Genomic DNA, 19,232 nt, shown 5'->3' with positions numbered 1-19,232 from the left:
TTAATCATAAAAAATTATATAATATGAGTTCATTACAAGGAAAATTAGCCGTAGTTACAGGAGGAAATAGCGGAATTGGATATGCTTCTGCAGCAAAGTTGAAAGCAAAAGGCGCAAACGTAATTATTACAGGAAGATCACAAGAACGTGTAGAAAAAGCAGCAAACGAATTGGGCGTTACAGGAATTGTAGCCGATGTAACTTCGCTTGACGCGATTGATAGTTTGGTACATCAAGTAAAAGAATCACACGGAAATGTAGATGTTCTTTTTGTAAATGCAGGAATTTTTATTCCGGCTCCAATCGGACAAATTACAGAAGAAGTGTATGATGCTCAGTTTGGAATTAACTTTAAAGGCGCCGTTTTTACAACAGAAAAGTTTTTACCAATTTTAAATGATGGTGCGTCAATTATCAATTTATCATCAATTAATGCATATACAGGAATGCCAAATACGGCAATTTATGCGGCTACAAAAGCTGCATTGAATTCTTTTACTAGAACTGCCGCAACTGAGTTGGCACCTAGAAAAATTCGGGTGAATGCTGTAAATCCTGGACCTGTTGAAACACCAATTTTTGGAAAAACAGGAATGCCTGAAGAGCAATTAAACGGATTGGCACAAGCAATGCAACAACGAATTCCATTAAAACGTTTCGGACAACCCGAAGATATTGCAAATGTAGTTGCTTTTTTAGCGTCTGATGAAGCTTCATTTATTACTGGAAGCGAATATAATGTGGATGGTGGAATGAATGTGAATCCATTGTTGAGTTAAGAACTAGATTTCGATATAATTTTCATAAAAATACCTTTCTCAATTTTTATAAGAGGTATAGTTAAATGACAGAAATTCAGTTTCTATTTTTCATTTTATTTGTTTGCCCAAAGAAAACGAAACATAGAAAAGGCACTTTTAGTTCATGCATACTTATTTTATATTAAGGGATTCATGAATGTAAACATTTCCAGCGGTGTTTTTAGCGGAAAAAAGCTAAAACCGTTAGGCTTTCCTAAATTTTCTCCAAGGATTCAAAAATTTTTAACGAGAAAGCCTTACTACACTGCGGAAAAGAACAAAAAGCCTATTAACTTTTATATCGAATTCACGTTAAGAATGATGATTTGATTAGGAATCATCTTAGTATTATATGTATTTTTGTAGGGACAGCTTTTACTGTCCCTACTATTTTAGTTGTATGCCAAGAGTTAAAAAATTTAATGAAGAGGAAACGCTACATAAGGCAATGTGTCTTTTTTGGCGAAATGGTTTTCATGCTACATCTATGCAAGATTTGGTTGATTATTTAGGAATCAATCGTGCGAGTATTTATGACACGTATGGTGGAAAAAAAGAGTTATTTGACAAAGCTTTTGAGCAATATCAAACCACAAATAGAAAGCAATTGCAAGCTTTTTTGGAAAGTCAGGAAAGTGTAAAAGCAGGTTTGCGAGAACTTTTTAAAGGCGGAATTTCGGAAGCAGTTTGTGATACAGAACGCAAAGGTTGTTTTGTGATTAATGTAACAACTGAGTTGGTTCCGAATGATGATGAAATGCTATTGATTATTCAAGAGAATAAAGCGTTTATGGAACGTACGTTTCATGATTTTCTTGAAAAAGGTGTACAATCTGGGGAAATTTCGGCAACGAAAAACATTAAAAATTTAGCTTCCATTTTACATACATTTTATAACGGAATAAAAATTGTTTCTAAGACAGATTCAAATGAAGAAGAATTATTAGCTTCTGTAGATACTGTATTAACGTTATTAGATTAGAGAAACAACATAATCCAAAGTGCTCCTTGAATTGCGACGGTTAAAACAATTGTTAGCACTGCTATGGTACTATCTATCTTGAAAACATGTTTTACTTTTTCTTTGAGTAATCCGTAGAAATTTGTTCTGTAAATAATAGCGCCAAAAATATACATTCCAAAATCATTTCTTGAAGCTAGAGCGTCATCTTTATTGGATACTTTTTTAGATGTTCTGTAAATTCAGTCATCAATACATATATGAACTTGTAAATACTAAATTGTTACCAGTTCTTTTTTTTAGCTTGAATTTTATCGTGTTCAGCTATTAAAAATTTTTGTATAGTTTGCACTTGTTTGTCAAAGTTCTTGATTCGTAAGATTGAAAATATTAAGGTTCGTTTTCTTCCATCAGTCAATTGATCAAAGATTCGTTTTCCATCTACATCTTGCGCTAAAAAAGCTTCCAATACTGCTGGAATTTCCACGCCAAGCGGATTAGGATCTTCTTCAAGTGTATACAAAACCAAATCGCCTTCTTCTTTGTTCAACGCTTTTATATAACGTTTTGCAACCATTATATAATAGTTTCCATTGCTCAAATGATTCAATCCACAATGCAATTTCACTTTTTCATCAATCGTGCAGATGAATCGTGTGGCGCGCTTTTTTTCATATTGATGTACTACTTCCGCTGAAATTTCCAAATGGTAATAACTTCCTCTCTTTTTTATGGTTTGTTTGCTTTTATACAGCATAAATCAGCATTACTTTTCTTTACTATAAGTTAACTTATTTCCGCGTACCAAGTAACTGATTATAAAAATTTCATCCGTATATTCTAAGATTGAATACTCGAGTTTATCACCTTTTTTATCAATCAATGTAAGATATTCAACACCTTCGTGTTCTGTTAGTTGATAATCATACACATCATTTGAAGTGGCTGTTGCACTTTCGTGAAACATGATCAATTTCCCATCTTTTAATTCAATTCCAGCATTCGGATCATCGTTACTGATCCAACGTCCATCATCCAAACCAATGCTCGTTTCTAACAATAATGCACTCGCTTTTCTAGCGGATTTTGTAAATTCTGCTACAGCAGTAGATTCATTTTTCCAAGTTGCCGTTACATCTTCATTTTCAACCTTCGTTAAGTCAATATCAACAGATTCGAACGTTTTACCTTTTTTCAACACTCGAATTAGTTTTCCATCAGCAATATAAAAACGGTGTTCAATTCCTGTAAAAGGACCATTCATAGATACTTCGCTAAATTCTTGTTGAAATACAAAAAACAGTGTATTGTCTTTAAAGTAGTAGGAAGTTTTTGTAGAACCGTGTTCGCCAGCTTCTAGTTTTACAATTTTAGCAGGTGTATTTTCTTTATAGAATCCTAAAAGTTCAATAGTTACTCCAACAGCATCTGTCATGGTTTCCTTTTTCACAAACGATTCTTGCTGATTTTCTATTTTAGAAAAATTTTCCTTGATCATCACAATTTGATCAGCTACTGATGTAGGCTTCGAAACTTCAGTTGTTGCTTGGTTTTCTGGAGTCGTTTCTGTTTTCTTTGAATCGTTTCCACATGCAACAATTAAAAGTATAATGCACATAAAAGTTGGTAACTGTATTTTCATTTAGTGATGATTTTTGAAGTGAACGAAGATATAAATTTTTAAAGAATGATATCACTTTTCACTAGCCACAATTGATTCAAAACTTGGATAAAATCGTATTCTTTTGGAAGCCAATTTGTAATGTTCTTCAAAATCGTTGAAACTAAATACTACTTCCAATTCATCTTCATCAGCAATAATATTGATTGTAGAAACATGTTTTGGCAACTCTTCATAGTTATTTCCTTTATAATAATCGATCGTGTATTTTGAGTTTTTTATATATTTCACATTTTTACGAAACACATCATCTAGCGGAATCGTTTCTTTTATGCTATACCCATTTTCTGCAGTAGTCATTTTTCCTTTGGTTACTAATATTTTTTCAGGAAACTGAGCTGGATCAAAATAGAAGGTTACATCTCTTAATTTATCGATTCCTTTGAAATAGATTTCATTTTTTTCTGTATCAATTTTTCCGATGTAAATATTCTCTATCTGATCTAAAATAATTTTGTTTTCATAGATTTTTTGATCATTTAAGAATTTCTCTTTTCTAAGTATATATTTATGAGAAAACGTAGTGAAATACAATATTAAATTAGAAGCTTTGTGTTTCAATATATATATTTCTTCTACTTTACGAATATCTCGCTTTTTTGCTTCATCGTAAAAATCGCTCGGGCAATCACAAAATCGGGTCTTCAATTCTTCCTTTGAACTTACTTCGTAATCTTCACAAAGATCAAACACATATATTTCAAATTCTTCAACGGGAAAACTTTTGGTTTGCGTAACGCGTTGATTCATATATTCTTGATTTACCAAATATAAACCTGTTTGGCAGGAAGTGAACAAACACAAGAAAACGACTAAAATTATTACCTTTTTCATCTTTCTAAAATTTTAAAATTGTGTATGATTGTATTCATGTCGCATTCCAAACATCATGCGATACGTTTGGTAATAATCAGGATGATACGGAACGTTGGTTTTAAAATGTAGAAAATCTTGTAAATCCAATCGTGCATAATTATACAATGAAAAACTACCACCAAAACCGTTTTCCATATTCGAAAAATTCAATCGCCATCGTTGCTGATTCAACCCAAATTGTTCGGTGTCAGCATAATTGAGGAAATCTATTTGTAAATGATCTGCTACGTCAAACGCATATTTTTGATACCCTGTATATTTATGATAACTCAGCTCTACCAAATCTATTAAATCACTTCGGTTTCCGTGATAACTAAGCGTAATTCCGCCTGTATAATACCGATCTCTGTTGTCGCCTGCCCAACCCAAAATTGGTCCGCCATCGTTGTAATAACTCAACTGCGCAACTCCCATAACGTTTGCATTGAAGAAACCTACACGCTGACTTTGCCTATTTTCTATAAAAATGACACCGTAACTTATGGAAGATTTGTACGGATTTTGAAGCGGATTTGATGTAAAATCGGCAAAATGATACAATGGAACATTTCTTTCAAACGGGCTAAAATCTCGTTTATCCAGTCGTAATGTAGCTATTGTACTCACAAAAAAATGGGCTTGTAATCGGTACGGAGGCTTGCTTTGGTCTGCTCCGACACTATTTGTATTAAACAATAAAAGTCCGGTATGAAGTGCAGGCAATACCGCATTGTCAATGTCGTAACCAATGCCGCCTGTTAAACTCAATTTATAAGCTACAGCACCTTGTGGACTAAATTCTATCGTGAATTTTGTGGCGACTCCGTAGGTAAAATCAAAATCTGATCTTTCAAAATCATTTTGAGCCAACACATAATTACTACACAAAAGCGCAAAATAAATGAAGATGCTTCGTTGTATATATTTCATCTGTTTATCTTATTTTAAAGCTTATCTCAGCATATAATTCATTCATAAGTAAAAACTGAGATATACTTTAAATGTACAAATTATAATTTGATTGATTTACCTACAATTTTTAAACTTTAGAATATTTTGAAGATACTTTTATAATTTCCAAAATCAAAAATATTACTTTTAAACTCTAAAAAATTCAACTTTGTATTTAGCTCTATTCATTCAAGCATTATTTACAATATTTACTGCTGGCGGATTATTTTTCTATCAAAATGAATTAAAAAATAGATCATTAGCTATTTATGCAGTACTGTTCAGTATTGAAATTTGTTATTTCATTTACGGAACGACAGAAATTAAATATGCCGTGCCTGAAATTTTAGGTTTTTTCTATCATTCCGTTGGTGTTTTGTATGGTCCGTTACTGTGGCTTCATTTTAGAGCAACTATAAAACCAGAGATCAAATTACAGCGTAAAGATGCGTTGCATTTAATTCCGTTAATCATTATAAATATAATGTTGATTGAATATACATTTCAACCGTTTGAACGCAAAATAGAATTGTTTGGTGATATCAATTTCTTTATGAAATACATTATGCCAGCTAACTATTTTCGAGCGTTACATCAATTGGTATATGCTGTATTTCTGATTGTTTTTGTTAGAAAACACAAAGCAAAACTCAGTACAAATGTGTTCTTCTACCTTTCGGGAATTGGCTTAATTTTTATTAGTGCCAACATTGTGATTTCACTATTTACCCTTTTTGCAAATAGCTGGCTCGATTTTAAATGGTATTATTTATTTTCAAACATTTTCGTATTTACAATTGCATTTGTATTGTATCGTGATCCAAAATTCTTTAAAACATTCAAAGCAAAATATCAAACTTCAAGTTTAAATGTTCACGAAATGAAGACAATTCAGCAACAGCTTGAAAAATTATTTTCGGAAGAAAAAAGTTACCTACAAAACAATTTATCAGTTGACGATTTGGCAGCAAAACTGAACACAAAATCACAATACATTTCGCGTACATTTTCAGAACATATTCATGAGAATTTCAATGATTATGTAAACAAACACCGTATTACTTTTGCCAAACAATTGCTTACAGACGAAAAATTTAAACATTACAAAATTGAAGCGATTGCAGAAGAAGCCGGATTTAACAATAAAGTTACGTTTTACAAAGCATTCGCAAAGTTCACAAACACAACACCTTCCAAATTTCGAAAAGAAAATAATATGTAAAAAATAATTAATCTTAACGAAATCACACTGCTTTCTTGCCCTTTTTCATAGAAATGATTTGACATTTGAACTTTCATTCATCAATCAAAAAATTTTATGAAAACAAAATTCAACTTACACAAAAAAGGATGGCAATTTTGTGTGCTAGTCATGCTACTTTCATGCATTCCTTACTATTTTGTTATCAATGACAATTCGAGCGATTCTTCTTGGACATTAGTGCTCATGTGGATTCCTGCATTGGCGGCAATCATAATGCGTTTGTATCACAAAGAAGGACTCTTCACAGGAGTTTCTTGGAATCCGTTAAAAGATTGGAAATGGTTAGTATTTGCCGCTTTTATTCCGCTTTTAATAGAAATTTCAACACTGTTACTTACACTACTTTTTAATGCGGCTACACTAAAAGAAGGGTTTATTTCCATAGAAAACGGCAATGTTAGCGTTAAAGGTGTTGCTATGATTTTTGGCGCGACTCCACAACCTTGGTATGCATTTATTGGAAACTACGCACTCTCTTACTTCATTGGCACATTGTTGTACAGCTTACTATTTGCTTTTGGCGAAGAATATGGCTGGCGTGGCTATTTACAGCAAAAATGGGCTTCCGATACTAGCTTAAAAGGATTTATTGCCATTGGAATTGTTTGGGGTTTGTGGCACTTACCCGCTATTTTACTTGGTCATAATTATCCTGAATATCCAATTATTGGCGGGTTCATCTTAATGCCATTGCTCTGTACAATTTTTTCTATCGTTTTCGGAATTGCCATGCTTAGAAAAAACGTCATTTGGATAGCTGTTGTATTTCATGGCGCACTCAATATTAGTTCAGATGTTTCAAATACTGCTTTTGTAGCATCTTCTCTAAATCGCCCTATTAATGATTTTATCTGGACATTTCTTTGGTTGCTAACTGCTGTACTTTTTTGGTTTAAAATTAAAAAGAAAAAAACACAAACACTATCATGAAAAGACAACATATACTAACACTCATTTGTTTCTTACTACTGAAAATTAGTTTTGGACAAAATTCGATAAATTCTCATGATGAAAAAGGAAAAACACCATTAGTACGAGCTGTTTCAGAAAATAATCTTGAAAAAACAAAACAACTCATTCTCCAAGGTGCAAATGTGAATCTTGCCGAATTAAAAGGCTTGCAAGGAACTCCATTAATGTATGCTTCTTCCATTGGAAATATTGAAATCTGTAGCGTTTTGTTAGAAAATGGTGCAAAAATAAACGCCGTTGATAAAAACAAAGATCATGCGTTGAATTGGGCAACATTCTCTGGGAAAATTCCTGTGATGAACTTATTGATAGAAAAAGACGCAGATTTATTCTTAAAAAGTAAACATGGAAAAGCTGTTGATGTTGCTTTCCGACTTTGGCATCATGATTCTGTTGCGAATGTATTTAGAACGACAAAAATTGTACGTTTATTAACGAAAAAAGAAAAAAAACTTGTAACGGCAATTCTTGAAAATGATCTAAAAACGACTGAGAAATTACTCAAAAAAGGACTTTCGGCAAACACAAAAGATCAATTAGAAACTCCAATACTGCAACTTGCCGCGCAACAAGGAAATTATGAATTGGTCAAATTATTAATTAATTACAATGTGAACGTCAATAAAATGAACCGTGTTGGACAAACGCCACTTGCGTGGGCGGCACGATTTGGACATGTTGCAATTGTAGATTTATTATTAAAATCTGGCGCTGATGTAAATAGTACAGGAAATACATATCAATTAACACCTTTAATTGGAGCCGCTATTGACGGAAATGTCACAATTGGTTCTTTACTCATTCAAAATGGAGCAACAATTGACACCAAAGATACTGTAAACAATGCTTCTGCACTACATTGGACGCTTTGGTATAAACATAAAACGTTCGCAAAACTCTTAATACATCACAATGCGGATTATACATACAAAGCGTTGGACAATACGTATAGCGCATATGATGTTGCAAAATTGTCCGACTTAACGGAAATCATTCAACTTATTGAAACGAAAAAACAAGCGGAAAACAGTATCGTTGGTTCGTGGAAAGTGCAAGAAATTCAATATATGTATGCAGACACAACTTATATTCGAAAAGAAGAAGATCATGGACGTTTTCTATTTTCTAAGAAAAACTATGCGCTTATGTACAATCCGCGCATGCAAAAACGGACTCCTTTTCAAAATTTATCCAAACCATCAACGGAAGAAATTACAAAAGCGTTTCAGACGATTGTATTCAATACAGGAAGTTATCAAATTGATGAAAATGTAATTACAGCGACTCCTGATATTGCAAAAGTTCCAGGTTTTGAAGGTGGAAAACAGTATTATAAAATAACGTCCAACAATGATTTGTTAGAACTTATCATGTTTGACGAAACTTATCCTAATGGAAATAAACCAGCTTGGTTTGGAAAACTAAAAATAAAATTCATCCTTAAAAAAGAATAACATCATGAACGTTCTAAAAATAATAAGTTTCGCAGTAATATTCACACTTTTTATAAGCAGTTGCAATCAAGAAAATACTCAAAAATCAACTTTTTCTCAAATTACATCAAAAGATGAATCTACGCTTCGGAATATGAAAGAAGTATTATGGCCAAAAGCATACAAAGAACAAGACACGATTTTGTTAGATCAAATTTTAGATGAAAGTTTTGAACTTATTGATGGTTCTGGGAATAGATATACCAAAAATGATGAACTCAATTGGATTAAAAAAAATGCTACACAGCACGATTTTTTCCGTTATGAAATCAAACGTTTGGCTATTTATAAAAACGGAACCGCTATCATTTCTGGAACTGGATATATCTATAAAGATTCTGTATATAGCCAATATGAATCGAGTAATGTGTTAATTAAAAAAGATACTCTTTGGAAAGCGATTTCTTCGCATGTATCTGGTTTTAAAGAACGGAAGTAAAGTAAAGTTAATTTGATTAAAATACATTTCTAAATAAACTCAACTAGGAAGAACAAAGGATTACTACGTGACCCTGAATTGGGTTTGTTGCAAATGAAAGTCTTGGATCGCTTCGCGCTCGGAACCCTTTTTTTATGCAATACATTCTTAAGCGAGCTTAAATGTATTGCATAAAAAAAGTCTTGCTAATGCAAGACTTTTTATTTGTCGGGGTGGCAGGATTCGAACCTGCGACCTCCGCGTCCCAAACGCGGCGCGATAACCGGGCTACGCTACACCCCGAATTGGTTATCTTCTAAATATCGTTTTGCTCCTCGTTTTTTAATTTTCTTTTCAAGAATAAGAGCTTCACTTCTATTTTTAACTTCAATAATTGTAACAACTTTCCATGGTAAACCACTTTTAGTTGACTTCACATAACCTAAATTATGTCGTATTAATCTTTTTTCAAAATCTTGCGTTTGACCAACATAATATTTTGATTTCAATTCACTGTAAAGAATATATACTATCATACTCCTTAATTTGGGTGATCACGCCTCAAGCGTGACGACCTCCGCGTCCCAAACGCAGCGCGATAATAACGCTAAGGCGTTATCTTCGTCAATGCTACACATTTGCGTAGTACTCTTCGAGAGTGTAATTTCATAGTTATATTTTCTATTGAATTTACAACTACACCCGAAAATTTGGATTGCAAATATAAGACTTTTCTAGAAACACAAAAGCAAAAACTATTTATTTTTAAAATAATTTCAATCGATTCTATATGAATCTAATTTTTTGATGTTAACAGCAAAGTGATCTAAACGCTTTTATCTAAAATAAATGAATAATTTACTTAATTTTGTGCTCGACTAAAAAACTAAATAACATATGCTCATTATTGGTATTGGCGGCGGAACAGGAAGTGGAAAAACAACCGTAGTTAACGAAATCATCAAACAATTACCCGAAAACGAAGTCGGAATCATTTCACAAGATTCTTACTATAACGATACTTCACACTTACATTACGAACAGCGTACAAAGATAAATTTCGATCATCCACGATCTATTGATTTTGATTTAATCTGTAAACATTTAACAGAATTAAAGAATGGAAATGCCATCGATCAACCTGTATATTCGTTTGTAAAACACAATCGTACAGGAGATACAATTCACACATTACCGCGAAAAGTAATCATTGTAGAAGGAATTCTAATTCTGACAAATCCTGAACTTCGTAAAATGTTTGACATCAAAATATTTGTTCATGCCGATTCTGACGAACGTTTAATAAGAAGAATCAAACGCGACATTACACAACGTGGACGTGAAATCAACGAAGTATTAGCACGTTACCAAAACACGTTAAAGCCAATGCACGAACAGTTTATTGAGCCTACAAAAGAATTTGCAGATATCATCATTCCAAACAATCGATACAATACGGTTGCCGTGGATATTGTTCGAACAATTATTAGCGAACGATTAGCCTAATATTTAGTACATTTACATAGCATTTTTATCGTAGCGCAATTGCATACACAATGAATCTAAACAAGTTCAAAAATATATACATCATCATTTCAGCCATATTTATCGTATGGATGCTATTTTTAGATGCAAACTCTTGGTTTTCTACACACAGAGAACTTAACAGACAAATTGAACTGTTAGAAAAACAAAAAGAAAACTTGCAAAGTGAAATCAAAAAAGATCGGGAGAATATCAAAAAATTCTTAAGCCCTGACGAATTGGAAAAATTTGCACGTGAGCGCTATTTCATGAAAAAAGAAAATGAAGAAATTTACATCATCGAGTATGCAGATAGCCTAAATTTAGAAGACAATGAGTAACTTATTTAACGAGTTTGATAATGTTTCTGCTACACAATGGAAACAAAAAATACAAGTAGACTTAAAAGGTGCTGACTACAATCAGACACTCATTACAGCTACGCAAGAAGGTATTGACATTACACCTTTTTATCACAGTGAAAACTTTGGCGAAGTCCAACCAATTCTTACACAAACGACACAATGGAAAGTTACGCAACGTATCCGTGTAACTGACGCTTCAGCATCAAATCAAAACATAAAAGATATCCTTTTACGTGGCGCGGAAAGTCTGGTTTTAGTAATTTCTACCAAAGAAATTTCAATAAAAACATTGCTAAAAGATGTTGCTCTCAAAACAATTCCTATTCATATAGAATTAGAGTTTTTGTCTTCGGAGTATCTTAAAAAAGTTGCCGCTTTCGCGAAAGAACAAAATGCAAACATCACCGTTGGAGTTGATATCATAGGACAGCTAGCTTCATCTGGAAATTGGTTCGAAAATCTTGCAAAAGATCACGAACAACTAGAAACCATCTTACAGCTTGATGCTTTCCAGAGCACCCTAACGATTCATGTTGATACCTATCAAAACGCGGGCGCAACAATGGTGCAACAACTTGCCTACGCACTTTCGCATGCAAATGAATATTTGAATCATTTCGGTTCAAAAATTACCAACAAAATCACATTCAGTGTGACTGTTGGCACACATTATTTCTTTGAAATTGCCAAACTAAGAGCGTTGCGTCAATTATGGAGCGTATTGGCAAAAGAATACAATCTTAATCAAAAATGTATCATCATTGCTTCACCTTCAAAACGTAACAAAACCTTGTATGATTACAATGTAAACATGTTACGAACTACGACAGAATGTATGAGTGTAGTTTTGGGCGGTGCTGATTTTGTTCATAATTTACCATACGACGCTCTATATCATGAAGCAAATGAATTTGGCGATCGTATCTCACGAAATCAACTCAGAATCTTAAAAGATGAAAGTTATTTTGACAAAACGGACAACCCAACAGAAGGTTCATATTATATTGAAAGTATCACCAATCAATTAGCTGAAAAAGCACTAACGTTATTCAAAGATATTGAAGCAACTGGCGGGTTCTTAAAGCAATTGAAAGAAGGAACAATTCAACGAAAAATAAAAGAAAGCGACTTAAAAGAGCAAGCCTTATTTGATGAAGGTAAAGAAGTATTGCTAGGAACAAACAAATATCCGAATCCTGAAGATAAAATGAAGCACGATTTGGAAATTGAACCGTTTTCAAAAAACGAAATACGGAAAGTATTAGTCATTCCAATCAATCTAAGACGTTTGGCAACTAAACTAGAAAAAGAACGTTTAAAGCAGGAGTAATTTTCAAAACAAATTATGAGCATGACTAGAAAGAATCTTCAACATATCACACTTGACAAAACGAAAACGTTTGAAAACGAAACTACACAAGCTTCATTTCTAACGGCGGAAGATATTGAAGTAAAATCATCGTACACAAAAGATGATATGCAAGATGTTTCACATTTAGATTTTGTGGCAGGAATTGCGCCAAATCTTCGTGGACCATATTCTACAATGTACGTTCGCAGACCGTGGACAATTCGTCAATATGCAGGATTTTCTACAGCAGAAGAAAGCAATGCGTTTTACAGACGGAACTTAGCCGCAGGACAAAAAGGACTTTCGGTTGCGTTCGATTTAGCAACACATCGTGGATATGACAGTGATCATGAACGTGTAGTTGGTGATGTTGGAAAAGCTGGTGTTGCCATTGATTCGGTGGAAGACATGAAAATTCTATTCGATCAAATTCCATTGGATAAAATGTCGGTTTCTATGACGATGAATGGCGCCGTGTTACCAATTATGGCATTCTATATTGTTGCCGCAGAAGAACAAGGCGTACAACCTGAACTCTTAGCAGGAACGATTCAGAATGACATTCTAAAAGAATTTATGGTCCGTAATACGTACATTTATCCTCCAACACCTTCAATGAAAATCATTTCTGATATTTTTGAATATACGTCAGAACACATGCCGAAATTTAACAGTATCAGTATTTCTGGCTATCACATGCAAGAAGCTGGCGCAACCTGTGATATTGAGTTGGCATACACGTTGGCAGATGGTTTGGAATACATCCGTAAAGGATTGGCCGCAGGAATGGACATTGATACTTTTGCTCCTCGCCTATCATTTTTCTGGGCAATTGGAATGAATCATTTTATGGAAATTGCCAAAATGAGAGCGGCTAGAATGTTGTGGGCAAAACTCGTGAAGCAATTCAATCCGAAAAATCAAAAATCATTATCACTGCGTACACATTGCCAAACAAGTGGTTGGAGTCTTACTGAGCAAGATCCTTTCAATAATGTAGCGCGCACTTGTATTGAAGCAGCGGCGGCGGCATTTGGAGGAACGCAAAGTTTACATACAAATGCATTGGATGAAGCCATTGCATTACCAACGGATTTCTCAGCGCGAATTGCAAGAAATACACAAATATATTTACAAGAAGAAACAAAAATTACCAAAACAGTTGATCCGTGGGCAGGAAGTTATTATGTGGAAAAACTAACACATGAAATTGCAAACAAAGCAATGCAACTCATTGAAGAAGTTGAAGAATTGGGCGGAATGACGAAAGCTATTGAAGCTGGAATTCCGAAAATGCGCATTGAAGAAGCTGCAGCACGTAAACAAGCACGAATAGATTCTGGACAAGATGTAATTGTTGGTGTAAATAAATACAGACTTGACAAAGAAGATCCATTACATATTTTAGAAGTTGACAATCAAACGGTTCGAAATGCGCAATTAGCACGTTTGGACACGTTGAAGAAAAAAAGAAACGCTGCGGAAGTTACGGAAGCGTTGGAAAAATTAACAACAGCCGCACGTTTTAGTACAGATTCAAAAGATTCCCTTTTTCAAGGGAATACAAATTTACTAGCGTTAGCTGTTGATGCCGCAAGAAAACGTGCCACTTTAGGCGAAATATCAGATGCGTTGGAAGTTGTTTTTGGAAGATACAAAGCACAAATAAAATCATTCTCAGGTGTGTATAGCAAAGAAATAAAAGACGATAGTTCGTTTCAGAAAGCAAAAGAATTGGCAGTCAAATTTGCAGATTTAGAAGGTCGCCAACCACGAATTATGATTGCGAAAATGGGACAAGATGGACATGACCGTGGCGCAAAAGTTGTGGCAACAGGCTATGCAGATGTTGGTTTTGATGTAGATATTGGACCATTATTTCAAACGCCAGCCGAAGCCGCAAAACAAGCCATGGAAAACGATGTGCACATTTTAGGTGTTTCTTCATTAGCCGCTGGACATAAAACGCTCGTTCCGCAAGTAATTGCAGAATTGAAAAAGTACGGTCGTGAAGATATTATGGTGATTGTTGGTGGTGTAATTCCACATCAAGATTATCAATTTTTATTTGATGCTGGCGCAGTTGCTGTATTTGGCCCTGGAACTAAAATTAGTGAAGCGGCAATTCAATTGTTAGAAATTTTGATTGACGAATAGTTACAATTGTTTGTTTTTACAATTTTATTCGACTGATTCATCATAAAAAATCATTTGAATGAAAAAGATAATTGCATGCATCGTTTTAGTCGTAAGTTTTAGTTTCATGTCTGCACAACACATGAACAACACCAAATTAGGCGAAATTTTAACCAAAAATTCAGACACCATTCAAGGGCAAGCTGGAAACTGGCGATTTGCTGTAAATGACAAACTTTTTATTTGTTTGACAGACGAAAAAAACAATCGAATGCGTATTATTTCTCCCATTACAGAAGTTTCAAACATCGACGATAAAACGTTGAAAAACTGTTTAACAGCAAATTTTCATACTGCATTAGATGTGAAATACGCCATTTCAGATGCTATTCTTTGGTCCGTTTTTACACATCCACTAAAAGAATTATCTGAAACACAAGTGGTTGATGCCGTTGCGCAAGTGTATAATGCCAATTATACGTTCGGAACCATTTATTCAAGTACGAATTTGTCGTTTCCTGGTGCAATTGGACAAGAAAAAGAAAAGCCAAAAGAACAAAAACTACCCAAGCAAAAAATATAACTTATGAGTTGGATTCACATTATTCCGTTTGAAAAATCTACAGGGAAACTCAAATCAATTTATAATAAAATAAAAGGTCCTAATAACCAAATTGACAATGTATTAGGCATTCATAGTTTACGTCCGCACACACTTACAGGACATATGAGTTTGTATAAAAACACCTTGCATCATTCAAATAATACGTTTCCAAATTGGTTCTTGGAATTGTTAGGAACGTATACAAGTTTCATTAATAAATGTGACTATTGTTACGAACATCATTTTGCAGGAATGAAACGTTTTTTAAACAACGACGAAAAAGCAAATTCCATCAGAAAACACATAGAAAATAATTCTTTAGAAGAAATTTTATCTAAAAAAGAAATGTCTTTGGTAAAGTATGCAGAAAAGTTAACATTCGCTGCTGCAGATTTAACTCGTGATGATATTGATGCACTTCGTGCTTTTGGGTATGACGATGGCGAAATTTTAGAGGTAAATCAAGTGGTTGCGTATTTTAATTATGCCAACAGAACTGTGTTAGGTTTGGGTGTAAATGCGAAAGGTGAAATCTTAGGGTTATCACCCAATAATAAAGATGATGAATCTTCTTGGGATCATCGTTAGTCGTTATTTTGAAGTAACAAGTAACATTCTAAAAGTATCTTGCGCTTCGGTTTTCCAACTACCTGAAAACCCTTTTGGCAGTATAAAAAAATCTCCTCGTAAATATGTTTCAGACGCACCGTTTTTAGGTATAATTGTGACAATTCCATCCAATACATGAATGAATTGATCTGTGTTTGTTTTTGAAATTTCTTTTAAACCTGCTTTTTCAGAAACTGTTTTCATATTCAATTCTACACCTGAAAATAGTGACGTTTCTTTACTTGAATTTTCAATTCCTGATAATAGTTCTCTGTTTAATAAAAAAGGAATATTTGGTGTTGAAATTGTCTCTTTTGCCGCTCTTTTATTAGAAATTACAGAAAGTTCTAAATGATACGTATTTCCACCATTATTGATCCAAGTTCCTGAAAAACCTTTCGGTACACAAATATAATCTCCAGAAAGAAATGTTATTTTTTGATCGTTTTTGGTTGTAATTTCCGCTTTTCCTTTTAAATAATAGACAAATTCATCAATTGGAAAATTTGCAATTGTATTTGTTGCCGTTTCACTTGATAAGATAAAAATACTCAAATCTGAACCTTTGTAAATTCTCTTTTGAAAATAAGCTCTTTCCGGATGCGCTTTTAAAGTTACTTTCGGAATGTCTAAACCAGACAAATAACGTTCACTTATCTTAAAAGGTTTTAAAATTGAATCAGTTGTTGCTTTTTGCGCATATAAACATTGTACACTTATCAATAGGAATAAAAGAAGGTGAAATCGGTTCATACGTAATGTTGTTTTTAAATAAAAATAGTATTTCAACACATTGAAGTATTTGAAATAATAAGCAATTTCGAAGGATCAATTATCAGATATTAATCGAAAAGTTTCATAATTATTCCTTATATCGAAAACTCTTTTCGGGCACTTTTCCAACAACACCTTTAAAGAATTCGTGAATGTATTCAAAATCGGCTTCCATGTTGTCTGTTAGGTAAAATGGTTCGTCAATTTTGACTTGTTTTTTACCAAAATCAAACGCAACTAAGGTAATTGGCACATTGGCTTCTTTTGCTATGTAATAAAATCCTGTACGTAATTCGTCAACACGTTTTCGAGTTCCTTCGGGCGCTAACGTAAGCCTAAATTCTTCTTTCCCGTCAAATACAGCCGCCATAGCTTGCACTTTGTTTTGCCCTGGCGTTCTGTCAATTGGCGCGCCACCTGTCCAACGAAAATACCAACCAAACGGAAACTTAAAGAGTTCTTTTTTTCCTACATAATTAATTTTCTTCTGTGTAACTCCTCTTATCAATAAACCAATGTAGAAATCGTGCCAACTTGTGTGTGGAACTACCGCAACAATACATTTTTTCACCTCATCAGAAAAATTTCCGACAATTTTCCAACCCATCAGTTTGAAGTAAATAAATTTGTAAATCGCTCGTATCATTAGGAGATTTTCTTTAGTAATTCATATTCCTGTTCAACAGTATGGCTAAGGTAATGAAGTTTGCATTATTGTACTATTTAATTGCTATATAATGTATAAAGACAATGAATTATCAGTTTACTCACTCAAAAGGTTAGTTTGCGTATTCTTTATTGTTTTTGCGTATTTAAGAGGTTAATTTTAGATTGTAATTATAATTAAATGAAGAACCTAAAAACAATTTTTACTACATATCTTTTATTGTTTTTCGCTTTTGCGATTGGTCATGCGCAACACACAATAAAAACGACTAATATTGATCTGATTACACTCAATGAACGTGGAAATCATATATTCTATAAAAAGATTGATTCGCTACACTATCAGGAAGTTGAATTTGAATTACAAAATTATACAGACAATCTTTCGCTGAGAGGAAAAATTCAAGATGATGAGTTGATTGTAAAAGAAATTTTCTACGATACGCTTACTATGAAAGAAATACAGGACAGTCATACATTTATTACGAAAACTGATGAAATGACGTCAATTCCTGATGATTTTTTAACGAAAACAAGCTGGGATAGAACATTTACACATACACCAACAAACGAAAAAGAGCTGACGCGTTTTATCAACAAAGATATCGCTGTTACATATGAAATATCACTTCAGAAAAACGAAAAGAATCACCAAGAAAATAATATTTCATGGAAAGTTAAAAACACCAATTTCCTATTCATCGTCTATCTTGAAGTTAGGCAAAATAAACAACTACTTCTTTTATTTGACACTCAAGATATTGTTGACATAATTATTCCTGCAAAAGACATGCTTATTTCGTTAGCATCAAAAGAAAAAATTACGAGTTTCTCAAAAGTGAACAGTGAAGATTATACTCTTGATAACTATCAGAAATATCGCTTTTTTAAATTTTCAGACTATTATAGAATTCATCAAAATGACAATCATTCTTGTGAATTACATACACGACTCGGCACTAAAGTGTTGCCCGAAAGTTATGATGCCATTTATCATTCTGATTTTTTTATCATCACAAAAAAAGACAGTCATTTTACGGTTTATAACGTAGCGGCTGAAAAAATACCTATTGAAACTGTATATGATTTTTATTTTATAGACGAAGCTTTGGAGCTTTTGACGGACAAAGGTGCTTTTTTCTATGACATTTATGGAAATCATCTTGGCAGTTTTCCAAATCCTAATAAACGAGTTTGGGGTGGCGCAACGCTCACAACTTACAGGATTGATTCAAAAACAAATCATCTGTACGCAACAAAAAAGGAGACTTGGGCTTTACAGAAAACACAAAAAGTGATTTTGAGAAATCTTCCCAAAAATGAAGAAATTAGTTTTTTAACAAATAGAGACACAATTTATCTATTGGGGAATGAATTGTTCGATCAAAAATACATCACTAGTTTACTTAAAGTAAAAAACGGGAAATCATACGGAATACGTTCATATAAGTATCAATTTCCTCATGATTACGAAAAGGTTGATACGGTAATTTTTCGCCACAAACAACTCATGTATAGGCATGTTGATTATCTGGATGCAAAACAGGAACTTCCAACACAGTTTGATAGTATTGCATTGGAAAAGAATGGTATAATTCGTTTTTATAAAAATAATAAAGTCGGCATTTTCCCTACACATAGAACCGTTCAGTACGATTTGTTAGAAAAAGTAACTGATCATTTTTATCGCATCCGCAGAAAGAAAAAAAGAGGTTGGCTAAATATCGGAACTATGGAAGAATTCTTTTTTGATTGACAACTTTAGATATACTGTTATATTTTCAAATCAAGCGCAGTCGAGATTCAAT

Annotated in this window: 20 protein-coding genes and 1 tRNA gene; 13 read left to right on the top strand and 8 right to left on the bottom strand. The window is 33.4% G+C overall.

From position 1 onward, the window contains the following. The first annotated feature begins 23 nt into the window (after nt 1-23). Both ACQ654_RS22310 and ACQ654_RS22305 read left to right on the top strand, forming a co-directional pair. Complete coding sequence (locus ACQ654_RS22310; RefSeq protein WP_430412558.1) at nt 24-779, top strand: SDR family NAD(P)-dependent oxidoreductase; 756 nt, start codon at nt 24-26, stop codon at nt 777-779. A gap of 421 nt (nt 780-1,200) precedes the next feature. Then, a complete protein-coding gene (locus ACQ654_RS22305; protein ID WP_430412557.1) occupies nt 1,201-1,782 on the top strand; it encodes a TetR/AcrR family transcriptional regulator in 582 nt (193 codons plus the stop codon). A 262-nt stretch (nt 1,783-2,044) separates the two neighbouring features. On the opposite strand, the gene ACQ654_RS22300 is transcribed toward ACQ654_RS22305, so the two are convergent. Genes ACQ654_RS22300 through ACQ654_RS22285 form a run of 4 tightly spaced genes read right to left on the bottom strand, consistent with a single transcriptional unit; the run spans nt 2,045 to nt 5,227 of the window. Next, complete coding sequence (locus ACQ654_RS22300) at nt 2,045-2,518, bottom strand: DUF1905 domain-containing protein (protein ID WP_430412556.1); 474 nt, start codon at nt 2,516-2,518, stop codon at nt 2,045-2,047. 9 nt (nt 2,519-2,527) lie between these two features. Further along, complete coding sequence (locus tag ACQ654_RS22295; protein ID WP_430412555.1) at nt 2,528-3,403, bottom strand: hypothetical protein; 876 nt, start codon at nt 3,401-3,403, stop codon at nt 2,528-2,530. Between the two features lie 51 nt (nt 3,404-3,454). Next, nucleotides 3,455-4,276 (bottom strand): hypothetical protein, encoded by an 822-nt coding sequence (locus ACQ654_RS22290; RefSeq protein ID WP_430412554.1) that lies wholly within the window; start codon nt 4,274-4,276, stop codon nt 3,455-3,457. Nucleotides 4,277-4,288: 12 nt separating this feature from the next. Continuing rightward, a complete protein-coding gene (locus tag ACQ654_RS22285; RefSeq protein WP_430412553.1) occupies nt 4,289-5,227 on the bottom strand; it encodes a hypothetical protein in 939 nt (312 codons plus the stop codon). A gap of 190 nt (nt 5,228-5,417) precedes the next feature. Between ACQ654_RS22285 and ACQ654_RS22280 the strand changes: the two genes are divergently transcribed. The 4 genes from ACQ654_RS22280 to ACQ654_RS22265 all read left to right on the top strand — a co-directional run bounded on the left by ACQ654_RS22280 (nt 5,418) and on the right by ACQ654_RS22265 (nt 9,416). Further along, complete coding sequence (locus tag ACQ654_RS22280; RefSeq protein ID WP_430412552.1) at nt 5,418-6,470, top strand: helix-turn-helix domain-containing protein; 1,053 nt, start codon at nt 5,418-5,420, stop codon at nt 6,468-6,470. Nucleotides 6,471-6,566: 96 nt separating this feature from the next. Further along, the gene (locus tag ACQ654_RS22275; protein ID WP_430412551.1) at nt 6,567-7,442 is read left to right on the top strand and encodes a CPBP family intramembrane glutamic endopeptidase; all 876 of its coding nucleotides are present in this window, start codon (nt 6,567-6,569) and stop codon (nt 7,440-7,442) included. Then, the gene (locus ACQ654_RS22270) at nt 7,439-8,938 is read left to right on the top strand and encodes an ankyrin repeat domain-containing protein (protein WP_430412550.1); all 1,500 of its coding nucleotides are present in this window, start codon (nt 7,439-7,441) and stop codon (nt 8,936-8,938) included. The genes ACQ654_RS22275 and ACQ654_RS22270 overlap by 4 nt, the downstream gene beginning before the upstream one ends. 4 nt (nt 8,939-8,942) lie before the next feature. After that, a complete protein-coding gene (locus ACQ654_RS22265) occupies nt 8,943-9,416 on the top strand; it encodes a DUF4440 domain-containing protein (protein WP_430412549.1) in 474 nt (157 codons plus the stop codon). A gap of 207 nt (nt 9,417-9,623) precedes the next feature. Here ACQ654_RS22265 and ACQ654_RS22260 read toward each other — a convergent pair. Then, nucleotides 9,624-9,698: transfer RNA gene (locus ACQ654_RS22260), tRNA-Pro, on the bottom strand. Next, entirely contained in the window at nt 9,689-9,931 is a 243-nt protein-coding gene (locus ACQ654_RS22255; RefSeq protein ID WP_430412548.1) for a GIY-YIG nuclease family protein, read from the bottom strand. Before ACQ654_RS22255 ends, ACQ654_RS22260 begins: the two co-directional genes overlap by 10 nt. Before the next feature lie 361 nt (nt 9,932-10,292). Between ACQ654_RS22255 and udk the strand changes: the two genes are divergently transcribed. Genes udk through ACQ654_RS22225 form a run of 6 tightly spaced genes read left to right on the top strand, consistent with a single transcriptional unit; the run spans nt 10,293 to nt 15,963 of the window. Then, nucleotides 10,293-10,901 carry a uridine kinase gene (gene udk / locus ACQ654_RS22250; protein ID WP_430412547.1) on the top strand — a complete coding sequence of 203 codons (609 nt, stop codon included), beginning with the start codon at nt 10,293-10,295 and terminating at the stop codon, nt 10,899-10,901. Between the two features lie 50 nt (nt 10,902-10,951). Then, the gene (locus ACQ654_RS22245) at nt 10,952-11,260 is read left to right on the top strand and encodes an FtsB family cell division protein (protein WP_430412546.1); all 309 of its coding nucleotides are present in this window, start codon (nt 10,952-10,954) and stop codon (nt 11,258-11,260) included. Continuing rightward, nucleotides 11,253-12,614, top strand: a complete 1,362-nt coding sequence (locus ACQ654_RS22240) for a methylmalonyl-CoA mutase subunit beta (protein ID WP_430412545.1) — start codon at nt 11,253-11,255, stop codon at nt 12,612-12,614. The genes ACQ654_RS22245 and ACQ654_RS22240 overlap by 8 nt, the downstream gene beginning before the upstream one ends. A 21-nt stretch (nt 12,615-12,635) precedes the next feature. Beyond that, nucleotides 12,636-14,792, top strand: coding sequence for a methylmalonyl-CoA mutase (gene scpA / locus ACQ654_RS22235; RefSeq protein ID WP_430412544.1), 2,157 nt, complete (start codon nt 12,636-12,638; stop codon nt 14,790-14,792). 58 nt (nt 14,793-14,850) lie between these two features. Then, entirely contained in the window at nt 14,851-15,354 is a 504-nt protein-coding gene (locus ACQ654_RS22230) for a hypothetical protein (RefSeq protein WP_430412543.1), read from the top strand. A 3-nt stretch (nt 15,355-15,357) separates the two neighbouring features. After that, complete coding sequence (locus ACQ654_RS22225; RefSeq protein WP_430412542.1) at nt 15,358-15,963, top strand: carboxymuconolactone decarboxylase family protein; 606 nt, start codon at nt 15,358-15,360, stop codon at nt 15,961-15,963. Nucleotides 15,964-15,966: 3 nt separating this feature from the next. Here ACQ654_RS22225 and ACQ654_RS22220 read toward each other — a convergent pair whose 3' ends face one another. Next, nucleotides 15,967-16,737 carry a cupin domain-containing protein gene (locus tag ACQ654_RS22220; RefSeq protein ID WP_430412541.1) on the bottom strand — a complete coding sequence of 257 codons (771 nt, stop codon included), beginning with the start codon at nt 16,735-16,737 and terminating at the stop codon, nt 15,967-15,969. 109 nt (nt 16,738-16,846) lie between these two features. Then, nucleotides 16,847-17,404, bottom strand: coding sequence for a 1-acyl-sn-glycerol-3-phosphate acyltransferase (locus ACQ654_RS22215; RefSeq protein WP_430412540.1), 558 nt, complete (start codon nt 17,402-17,404; stop codon nt 16,847-16,849). A gap of 201 nt (nt 17,405-17,605) precedes the next feature. Between ACQ654_RS22215 and ACQ654_RS22210 the strand changes: the two genes are divergently transcribed. After that, the gene (locus ACQ654_RS22210) at nt 17,606-19,180 is read left to right on the top strand and encodes a hypothetical protein (protein ID WP_430412539.1); all 1,575 of its coding nucleotides are present in this window, start codon (nt 17,606-17,608) and stop codon (nt 19,178-19,180) included. Nucleotides 19,181-19,232 lie beyond the last annotated feature (52 nt).

It is taken from the genome of Kordia sp. (assembly GCF_965283645.1).
Classification (GTDB): domain Bacteria; phylum Bacteroidota; class Bacteroidia; order Flavobacteriales; family Flavobacteriaceae; genus Kordia.
The sequence above is the reverse complement of the archived record's forward strand: the minus strand, read 5'-3'. Positions and strand labels throughout refer to the sequence as shown.

Bases quoted from the DNA above. Each gene is read 5' to 3' on its own strand.
- ACQ654_RS22220 (WP_430412541.1), bottom strand. From the start codon at position 16,737: ATGAACCGATTTCACCTTCTTTTATTCCTATTGATAAGTGTACAATGT.
- ACQ654_RS22300 (WP_430412556.1), bottom strand. From the start codon at position 2,518: ATGCTGTATAAAAGCAAACAAACCATAAAAAAGAGAGGAAGTTATTAC.
- ACQ654_RS22270 (WP_430412550.1), top strand. From the start codon at position 7,439: ATGAAAAGACAACATATACTAACACTCATTTGTTTCTTACTACTGAAA.
- ACQ654_RS22310 (WP_430412558.1), top strand. From the start codon at position 24: ATGAGTTCATTACAAGGAAAATTAGCCGTAGTTACAGGAGGAAATAGC.
- ACQ654_RS22255 (WP_430412548.1), bottom strand. From the start codon at position 9,931: ATGATAGTATATATTCTTTACAGTGAATTGAAATCAAAATATTATGTT.
- ACQ654_RS22275 (WP_430412551.1), top strand. From the start codon at position 6,567: ATGAAAACAAAATTCAACTTACACAAAAAAGGATGGCAATTTTGTGTG.
- ACQ654_RS22230 (WP_430412543.1), top strand. From the start codon at position 14,851: ATGAAAAAGATAATTGCATGCATCGTTTTAGTCGTAAGTTTTAGTTTC.
- ACQ654_RS22240 (WP_430412545.1), top strand. From the start codon at position 11,253: ATGAGTAACTTATTTAACGAGTTTGATAATGTTTCTGCTACACAATGG.
- udk (WP_430412547.1), top strand. From the start codon at position 10,293: ATGCTCATTATTGGTATTGGCGGCGGAACAGGAAGTGGAAAAACAACC.
- ACQ654_RS22210 (WP_430412539.1), top strand. From the start codon at position 17,606: ATGAAGAACCTAAAAACAATTTTTACTACATATCTTTTATTGTTTTTC.
- scpA (WP_430412544.1), top strand. From the start codon at position 12,636: ATGACTAGAAAGAATCTTCAACATATCACACTTGACAAAACGAAAACG.
- ACQ654_RS22245 (WP_430412546.1), top strand. From the start codon at position 10,952: ATGAATCTAAACAAGTTCAAAAATATATACATCATCATTTCAGCCATA.
- ACQ654_RS22215 (WP_430412540.1), bottom strand. From the start codon at position 17,404: ATGATACGAGCGATTTACAAATTTATTTACTTCAAACTGATGGGTTGG.
- ACQ654_RS22265 (WP_430412549.1), top strand. From the start codon at position 8,943: ATGAACGTTCTAAAAATAATAAGTTTCGCAGTAATATTCACACTTTTT.
- ACQ654_RS22285 (WP_430412553.1), bottom strand. From the start codon at position 5,227: ATGAAATATATACAACGAAGCATCTTCATTTATTTTGCGCTTTTGTGT.
- ACQ654_RS22290 (WP_430412554.1), bottom strand. From the start codon at position 4,276: ATGAAAAAGGTAATAATTTTAGTCGTTTTCTTGTGTTTGTTCACTTCC.
- ACQ654_RS22295 (WP_430412555.1), bottom strand. From the start codon at position 3,403: ATGAAAATACAGTTACCAACTTTTATGTGCATTATACTTTTAATTGTT.
- ACQ654_RS22225 (WP_430412542.1), top strand. From the start codon at position 15,358: ATGAGTTGGATTCACATTATTCCGTTTGAAAAATCTACAGGGAAACTC.
- ACQ654_RS22305 (WP_430412557.1), top strand. From the start codon at position 1,201: ATGCCAAGAGTTAAAAAATTTAATGAAGAGGAAACGCTACATAAGGCA.